Source organism: Nonomuraea sp. NPDC049637, assembly GCF_040675235.1.
Taxonomy (GTDB): Bacteria; Actinomycetota; Actinomycetes; order Streptosporangiales; family Streptosporangiaceae; genus Nonomuraea.
On the sequence record NZ_JBFAOM010000136.1, the window covers coordinates 1 to 1,114 of the forward strand.

The following is a 1,114-nucleotide window of genomic DNA, read 5'->3' on the forward strand; positions in this document are numbered from 1 at the left end:
CGCTCGGCCGCACCAACGCCGACACCGGACGGGCCGCGTCGGCCGCGACCTCCGCCAGCAGAGCCGCGTAGTTGCCCGCCAGCCGCTCCATGGTGCCGTGATCGAACAGGTCGACCGAATAGATGAAGCTGCCTTCAAGTCCACCGTCCGGCCCGTCCTGCAGCAGCACCTCCAAATCGAACCGCACCGTCGCCTGATCCGGCTGGAACCAGCCGACCTCCACACCGGGCAACCGCAGCTCCCAGTCGCCGCGGGAATGGTAGAGCTGGAACATCACCTGCACCAGCGGGTTGCGCGACAGATCCCGCTGCTCGTGCAGCTCCTCGACGAGCTTCTCGAACGGCAGGTCCTGGTGCGCGTACGCGCCCAGCGCCACCTCACGCACCCGCCCCAGCAACTCCGTGAACGACGGGTCACCCGAACAGTCGGTCCGCATCACCAACGTATTGGCGAAGAACCCGACCAGTCGCTTCAGTTCCGGCCGTATCCGGCCCGCGATCGGCGATCCGACCACCACGTCCTGCTGCCCCGAATACCGCGACAACAGCGCCTGGAACGCCGCCAGCGTCACCATGAACAACGTCGCGTTCTGCTCCCGGCCCACCTCGCGCAGTCCGGCCATCACCTGCGCGGGTACTCGGAACGACGCTACCCGGCCCCGGTGCGACAGGACCTCCGGCCGGGGGCGATCGAACGGCAGCTCGATCGCCGCCGGCATCCCCGCCAACCGGTCCCGCCAGTAGTCCAGATGCCCCGCCAGCACCTCACCGCGCAACCACGACCGTTGCCACACCGCGAAGTCGGCGTACTGCACCGGCAACTCCGGCAACACCGGCTCCCGCCCAGCGGCCAACGCGGCGTAACACTCCCCCAACTCACCCAGCAGCACACCCCGGGACCAGCCGTCGAAGGCGATGTGATGCATCGTCAACAACAACACGTGATCGCCCTCGCCCAGCCGCACCAGCCGCGACCGCAGCAACGGCCCGGACGCCAGATCGAACAGCGTCACCGCCTCCCGCTCCGCGACCAGCCGCGCCCGCGCCACATCCGCGGCCTCCTCCACCTCCAGCAACCGCTCCGGCACCGGCCCCACCACCTGGAACGGCCGCCC

Annotated in this window: 1 protein-coding gene; it reads right to left on the reverse strand. The window is 69.5% G+C overall.

Features of this window, described 5'->3' with window-relative positions:
- On the reverse strand, positions 1 to 1,114 hold a 1,114-nt coding region (locus tag AB0J71_RS49975), incomplete at both ends, for a condensation domain-containing protein (protein ID WP_364421497.1).